We start from the raw sequence: 7567 nt of genomic DNA on the forward strand, positions 1-7567 counted from the left end.
GCCCGCCGCCCGCCTCGAGATCGCGCCGCGCAAGCTGTGGATCGCGCTCGGCGACAGCGCCCACGGCTTCGTGACCGTGGATGCGGGCGCCGCGGGCGCGCTGGTCGAGCGCGGCAGCTCGCTGTTGCCGGTGGGCATTACGGGCGTCGAGGGGGATTTCGCCGCAGGCGATGTACTCGACGTACGAGATGCAGATGGGCTCGTTATCGCTCGCGGCATCGCCGAGGCGGGTCACGATGAGCTGGAACTTGCCGCCGGCCGCCACCAGGAGGACATCGCGGGCAACCATCTGCTCGCGGCGCTCGCCAACAAGCCCGCTATCCACCGCGACAACCTCATCGTGTTCGCCTAGCGCGCGATGTGCAACAGGGGCACGGGCACTTTTTACACGTGGAAGCGTACGTACATATGTGAGGAGATTGCCATGAACGACATTGCCGGATATGTCGAGGATCTCGCCCGCAGGGCAAAGCAGGCCTCGCGCTCCCTTGGGTTCGCCTCCGATGAGGCCCGTTGCGCCACCGTGCGCGCTATGGCCGTAGCGCTGCGTGATCGCGCGGACGAGGTTCTGACCGCTAATGCTGCCGACATGGACGCTGCCCGCGCCGCCGGTACGTCCGAGGGTCTGCTCGATCGCCTGTTGCTCACCCCCGTGCGCATCGAGGGGATGGCCGCAGGGTTGGAAAAGCTTGCCGATCTGCCCGATCCGGTGGCGCGCGTGCTCGATGAGCGCGATATCGACCAGGGCGTCCACCTGCGCCGTGTAAGCGTGCCGCTGGGACTGGTCGCCATGGTGTACGAGGCGCGTCCCAACGTCACAGCCGATGCCGCGGGCATTTGCGTCCGCACGGGCAACGCCTGCATCTTGCGTGGTGGCTCCATCGCCCAGAACAGCTGCGTGGCGATCGCTCATATCTTGGCGGATGCCGTTGAGGCGTACGGATTCGACCGCGCCTGCGTATCCATTATCGAGACCACCGACCGTGCAGCCACCGCTGCGCTCATGAGCCTGCGGGGCGTTGTTGATGTGCTCATTCCGCGCGGAGGCGCAGGCCTTATCCAGCGCTGCGTGCGCGAGAGCCTGGTGCCGGTCATCGAGACGGGCACGGGCAACTGCCACACCTATGTCCATGCGAGCGCTGACTTCGATAAGGCGCGCGCCATTGTGGTGAATGCCAAGACGCAGCGCGTGGGCGTGTGCAACGCCTGCGAGTCCCTGCTCGTGGACGAGGCTGTGGCGGACGCGTTCCTGCCCGGCATGCTCGCCGAGCTCGCCGCCGCGGGCGTCACTATTCACGGAGACTCCGTTGCCCGAGAGGCTGCGCGCGACGCCGACATCCTCGGCTCCTTCGTCGATGCAACGGACGAGGATTGGGGGCGCGAGTACCTCTCGCTCGATATCAGCGTGCACACGGTGAATGGTTTGGATGATGCCATTGCGCACGTGAATCGCTATGGAACCGGCCACTCTGAGTGTATCGTCGCCGAGGACGCGGACGCGTGCGACCGCTTCCTGCGCGAAGTCGACGCCGCCGCCGTATACGCCAACGCGAGCACGCGCTTCACCGATGGCGGGGAGTTCGGCCTGGGAGCCGAGATCGGCATCTCCACCCAAAAGCTCCACGCCCGCGGCCCGTTTGCCGCCGAGGCCCTCACTACCTACAAGTACGAGCTTCGCGGCAGCGGCCAAGTGCGCCCGTAGCGCATGATGGCACCTGCTTAGCAAGAGGCCCCGCAGCTCGTCGATCGAGCTGTGGGGCCTATCCCGTTTCTTACGCGGTGCGGTGCACCCGCCTGCGGGGACGGTTACTCGGCGACGAAGCTGTCGCGGTCGGGCGCGAAGGACTGCATGGCCTCGATGGTGCGGGCGAACAGCTCGTCGAGCTCCCATCCGAGCATCTCGGCTCCGGAGCGGATCACGTCGCGGCTCACGCCGGCGGCGAAGCGCTTGTCCTTGAACTTCTTCTTGAGGGACTTCACGTTGAAGTCCATCACGCTCTTGGAGGGGCGCATCACCACGGCGGCGCCGATGAGCCCGGTGAGCTCTTCGGTAGCGAACAAGATCTTCTCCATCATGAGCTCGGGGCGGGGAAGGCTTGTGTTGAAGTCGCTCGTGTGCGTTTGGATGGCGCGGATGAGCTCCGGGCTGCCGCCTGCCGCTTCGATGTCCTTGGCGGCGTAGATGGTGTGGTTCATCGGGTCATCGTCGTGCTCTTCCCAGTCGAGGTCGTGCAGCAAGCCCACGATGCCCCAGAACTCCTCGTTCTCGGGGTCGTACTCGCGCGCGAAGTAACGCATGGTCTGTTCGACCGTCTTGGCGTGCTCGATGTGGAACGGATCCTTGTTGTGCTCGTTGAGCAGATTGAACGCTGCCTCGTGGGTTATACCGGCGTTGAGCTGCGCCATGCTTCCTCCAAATGACGGTGCCTGTAGACAAAAGGTGCCCGAGACCCTGCCTTATGGCGCGTGAACGCCGTACCTACGGTCGGGGATCGGACACCTTGGTTCCCCCATCCGGTGAAGGGGGAGGTTTACTGCATCACACTATAGCACGCGCTCGTTCGATGCGGCCTGTGCCCCTCGCGCGGCAACGTCAATTGAGGTTAGTTGACCGCAGGAATCTCGCCGGCCTTCGTGGCCGCATCGATAAAGAGCTGTTCGACAGTCGACTCTTCGGCGTCCAGCGCGAACGCGAACTCTTCGACCGAGCGACGATGCGCCTCCTTGAGCACGCGTGCATAATAGCTGCTGGGCTTTTTGCCCCGCGCCTCCGCCTCGTTGATACGATGGTGCATGGTTTTCGCCACGCGCACCGTCTCGGGTGCGCCCAGTTTGAGCTGCTGCTTGAAGTGCGTTTCCTCGAGGGCGCTATTGCGTTCCGTAAAGGTGTCGACCGGCAAATCGGCATAATTCCCCAAAAGGCTCTCGGCATCCTCGCGCGAAATAATAGCATGCAGGCGGTCCTGTTGGGCAAGGGGGTACATGAGGTGGGTTTCCGCATGTCCGGACTTTGCGCAGAGTAGAATCATGGGATGGGCTTTGTCCTCGGTGAATCCGGTGACGGTGCAAACACCTTGCCCGGGGTGAATAACGTGCTGACCGATTTGAAACATGCTTCCTCCAACTGAATACTCTACGCGCTCGATAGGTTTTATATTACCACGAATACGTGCGGAAATTAGGTAAATGGCACCAAAACCTGATAATTCAAATGAATAAGGAAATGCAAAATCCAGTGAAGATACATCGATTAACTGATAATCCGACCGAGGATTATTCGTCTTGATGTGAAAAAGGCAAAGAAAACGCGTCTGGAGTATGCAAATACCTCCATTTCAGGATGTCTCGAGGATTCGCTGTGCTAAAGTACAGTGCATCTGTACATGAGCCCTGCGAGAAGGACATTTCAGGGCCATAGAATGAGGAGGACCTCTATGCCGGAGAAGATTGAAGAGTTGGTGCGCACTGCCCTCGCCGCCGCTCAGGAGGCTGGCGACCTGCCCGCGTTCGAGCTCGAGGATTGTGGCATGGAGCGACCGGCTGACACTTCTCACGGTGAGTGGACCTCCACTTGCGCGATGAAGTCCGCAAAGCTGGCCCACTGCGCACCCAAGAAGATCGCCGACGCCATCGTGGCCCACATGCCCGAGAGCGCCGAGATCGCCAAGGTCGAGGTCGCCGGCCCCGGCTTCATCAACTTCTACCTGAACGCCGCCGCCAACAACGCCATTCTGGACGTCGCTCGCAAGGAGGGCATGGACTTTGCCAAGTCCAACGTCGGCCAGGGCCTGAAGACCCAGGTCGAGTTCGTTTCCGCCAACCCCGTCGGTCCGATGCACGTCGGCCACGGCCGTTGGGCCGCTCTCGGCGACTCACTCTGCCGCGTCATGAGCCACGCCGGCTATGACATCCAGCGCGAGTTCTACATCAACGACCACGGTTCTCAGATGGACGTGTTCGGTAACTCCATCTCTTACCGCTACATGCAGCTCATCGAGATCATGGAGAAGGAGGGCCTCGATATCGACGGCGCTCGCGACTTCCTGGCTCAGGACCGTGACAACTTCGTCCAGGACGAGGCCGACGAGCACCTTGATTCCCATCCCTACATGGACGCCTTCACCAAGGGCCTGGGCGGCAACGCCTACGGCGGCACCTACATCATCGACGAGGCCGCTGCGTTCTACAAGAAGGACGGCGACAAGTGGGCCCATGTCACGGATGAGGAGCGCATGCTCTACTTCCGCGAGGAGGGCTACGCCAAGATGGTCGAGAACATGCGCCAGCTGTGCCACGACGTCCGTTGCGATTTCGACAAGTGGTTCTCCGAGCGCACCGTCTACATCAAGGATACCGAGGGCCCGAACGCCGGCACCTCCGCCGTCGACCGCGCCTTTGCCAAGCTCGATGAGATGGGCTACCTCTACAACAAGGACGGCGCCCTGTGGTTCCGTTCCACCGATCTGGGCGACGACAAGGATCGCGTCCTGGTGAAGGCCAATGGTGAGTACACCTACTTCGCCTCCGACGTCGCCTATCACTGGGATAAGTTCCAGCGCGTCGACCACGTCATCGACATCTGGGGCTGCGACCACCACGGTTACATCAACCGCGTGCGCTGCGTCTGCGACGCGCTCGGCTACCCTGGTCAGTTCGAGGTCCTGCTCGGCCAGTTCGTGAACCTGCTCCGCAACGGCAAGCCGATCCGCATGTCCAAGCGCAAGGGCACCATGGTCACCTTCCAGGAGCTCGTTGACGAGGTCGGTGCCGACGCCACCCGTTACACCCTGATCTCCCGCTCTTCCAACCAGGCCATCGATTTCGATATCGAGGCCGTCAAGGAGAAGAGCCAGAACAACCCCGTGTACTACGTCCAGTACGCGCACGCCCGCATCTGCTCCATCCTGCGCAAGGCCGCCGGCGTCACTCCCGAGCAGGCCGCTGAGATGGGCATGGACGCCGTGGCCGCCAAGGCCATCGGCGAGAACGTCGATTACGCGCTGCTCACCGACCCCACCGAGCTCGCGCTCTCCCGTAAGATCTCCGAGCTTGAGGACCTCATCGCCAGCTGCGCCCGCGACCGTGCGCCTTTCCGCCTGACCCACTTCGCCGAGGAGCTCGCCGCCGGCTTCCACAGCTTCTACCAGGCCTGTCAGGTCCTGCCGAGCGAGGGTCGTCCGGTCGAGCCCGAGGTCACGCGCGCGCGCCTCGCCGCCTGCGACGCCGTGCGCTCCGTCCTCGACCTGGTTCTGAGCCTTATCGGCGTTTCCGCCCCCACCAAGATGTAGCGGGCGCAACCACAGCACCCAACCTTGCCGCGCGCCCAGAGGCTTATGTACGTCAGTACACTGCGCCTCTGGGCGCGTGGCAATCTTGGGTGCCGTGGCACGCCCGGGGCTTCCTCAGACACCGCATCTCAGGGCTCAATCGTCGGGCGCCGCACGCCAGGCGTGCGCCCTCCTCTTTCGCCGCGATCTGCGGCACCTGAGAAACCGAGCGGCGTTTCCAAACGCGCCGTTTTGCCCGGATGTCTTGTCGACATCCGGGTATTTTTGGTCGAATACGGGCACGATGTGGACAGATTCGCAGCTCATTGTTGCCGTCTGGTTGGAATATGGTATATTTTGCCGTAACGCGAACTGCGCTTTGCATCCCTTTTACAACGAATTCCACTACGAGCTCGTTCTTGGACAGATCAGAGCGCTCGCATTACCAACGCGAGAAGAAAGTAGAGCCGCGTGTCTGAAGAAGTGAATATCGAGAACGCGCCCGTTTTGGCCCCCGCTTCCGAGGGTGCCGCTGGCCCCGCCGCTTCCACTGCCGCTCAAGCGACAGATGTCGAGGCGATTCGTTCTACGGAGGGGGAGGGCGCGGCTGCCGCAGAAAAGGCTCCCGCCAAAAAGCGCTCCACCGCCAGGAAGAGCACCACGGCAAAGAGGGCTTCTGCCAAAAAGTCCGCAAATAAAGCTTCTGCCGATGGGGAGGCTCCTACGCAGTCCGGCAGTGATGTCGAGTCGGAGCCGGCAGTGAAGCCGAAGCGCCGCGCGCGCAAGGCAAAGACCGCGGACGAGGCGGGCACCCCGGCATCTCCCGAGATCATCCAGGCTCGAGCGCTCGCTCAGGTGAGCCAGGCATCAGTGGTCCGTCGTCAGCGCCGCGCGGCGGAACGCGCGGCGGAGATGGTTGCCGGAGAGGCCCCGGTCGCGGAAGTTCCGTCTTTGTTGGAGAACCCCACCGTGCCGCTCATCGACCCCGCACTACGTCCGCATCGTCGCGGCAGGAAGCCCAAGGCGTATATTGAGGCGGAGAAAGCCGCTGCTGCGGCGCTGGCTGCCCAGCAGGCGGCGTTGATGGCCGCCCGGGACGAACAGGCTGCAGCGAGCAATGAGGCGCAGCCTAAGGTTCCCGCGTCCGGTGTTCAAGACGCAGAGTCCGAGGACGTGCCGACTCCGAAGGACGCCGCGCCCAAGAAGGACGCTCGCCCTGGTCGCAGTGTTCGGGCGAAGAAGGCCCAGACGTCCGTTGCGCCCGCTCCCTCCGACACGGCGGCCGCCCAGCCCTCGGTTCCCCAACAAGGAGAGACGGACGAGTCCAAGGGCAAAGACGACGCCCGTACCGATGGTAAGCAAACCCGCCGCACCCATCAGAATCGCCGTGACGCCGAACATGGCGAGCGTGATGACAAGGGCCCCAAGACTCCCTCCAAGAACGCGGAGCGCCGCGAGCGTCGCGAACGCCAGCAGAACAACCGCAAGCAGCGCAATAGCCGTTTTGCTCCCGTCGAGCCCTCGCTTAAGCGCGAGGAGCTGGCCGCCATGAAGGTGGCCGAGCTGCGCGAGAAGGCCCGCGAGCTCGAACTTGATCCGACCGGCATCAAAAAGCCCGAGCTCATTGAGGCCGTGTATGCCGCCGCCGCCCGTGCCGAGGGTTTCCGTGACATCTCGGGCATCCTCGATATCGACAATCAGGGATTCGGGTACGTCCGTGCGCACGGTTACATGCCCAGCCGTGACGACGCCTTTGTGCCTGCGCAGATGGTTCGAGCCGCTGGCCTGCGTCCCGGCGACCTAGTTGAGGGCACGCTGCGCCCCATGCGCGCAAACGACAAACTTCCCGGCCTCGCCAAGCTTCGCTCAGTGAACGGTATGGACCCCGAGGAGGTCAAGCGTCGCCCCAAGTTCTCCGACCTCACGCCGATCTATCCCAACGAGCCGCTCAAGATGGAGCATGGTCGCGATTCCATCACGGGCCGAGCCATCGACATCGTGAGCCCCATCGGCAAGGGTCAGCGCGGTCTGATCGTCTCGCCGCCCAAGGCCGGCAAGACCACCATCCTCAAGAAGATCTGCCAGTCCATCGCCATCAACAACCCCGAGGTCCATCTCATCTGCCTGCTGGTGGATGAGCGCCCCGAGGAAGTCACGGACATGCAGCGCTCCATCAAGGGCGACGTCGTGGCGTCGACCTTCGATATGCCCGCCGAAAACCACACGCGTGTGTCCGAGCTCGTGATTGAGCGCGCCAAACGCATCGTGGAGCTCGGGGGCGACGTCGTGGTGGTGCTCGA

At 63.1% G+C, this 7567-nt stretch carries 6 protein-coding genes; 4 read left to right on the forward strand and 2 right to left on the reverse strand.

Features of this window, described 5'->3' with window-relative positions; translation table 11 throughout:
- Together ACT8II_RS05075 and ACT8II_RS05080 are read left to right on the forward strand one after the other, a co-directional pair.
- Positions 1-352, forward strand: a 352-nt coding sequence (locus tag ACT8II_RS05075; RefSeq protein ID WP_443813187.1) for a PUA domain-containing protein, incomplete at its 5' end; no start/stop codon positions are given.
- A 72-nt stretch (positions 353-424) separates the two neighbouring features.
- Complete coding sequence (locus ACT8II_RS05080) at positions 425-1702, forward strand: glutamate-5-semialdehyde dehydrogenase (protein WP_443813188.1); 1278 nt, start codon at positions 425-427, stop codon at positions 1700-1702.
- Between the two features lie 104 nt (positions 1703-1806).
- Here ACT8II_RS05080 and ACT8II_RS05085 read toward each other — a convergent pair whose 3' ends face one another.
- Both ACT8II_RS05085 and ACT8II_RS05090 read right to left on the reverse strand, forming a co-directional pair.
- Positions 1807-2406 carry an HD domain-containing protein gene (locus tag ACT8II_RS05085; RefSeq protein ID WP_443813190.1) on the reverse strand — a complete coding sequence of 200 codons (600 nt, stop codon included), beginning with the start codon at positions 2404-2406 and terminating at the stop codon, positions 1807-1809.
- 197 nt (positions 2407-2603) lie between these two features.
- Positions 2604-3113, reverse strand: coding sequence for a CarD family transcriptional regulator (locus tag ACT8II_RS05090; protein ID WP_118653305.1), 510 nt, complete (start codon positions 3111-3113; stop codon positions 2604-2606).
- 321 nt (positions 3114-3434) lie between these two features.
- Between ACT8II_RS05090 and argS the strand changes: the two genes are divergently transcribed.
- Together argS and ACT8II_RS05100 are read left to right on the forward strand one after the other, a co-directional pair.
- A complete protein-coding gene (argS, locus tag ACT8II_RS05095) occupies positions 3435-5288 on the forward strand; it encodes an arginine--tRNA ligase (RefSeq protein ID WP_330005643.1) in 1854 nt (617 codons plus the stop codon).
- Between the two features lie 450 nt (positions 5289-5738).
- On the forward strand, positions 5739-7567 hold a 1829-nt coding region (locus ACT8II_RS05100), incomplete at its 3' end, for a Rho termination factor N-terminal domain-containing protein (protein WP_443813193.1).

This window comes from Collinsella sp., from assembly GCF_052346665.1.
In the GTDB taxonomy this organism is placed as follows: Bacteria; Actinomycetota; Coriobacteriia; order Coriobacteriales; family Coriobacteriaceae; genus Collinsella.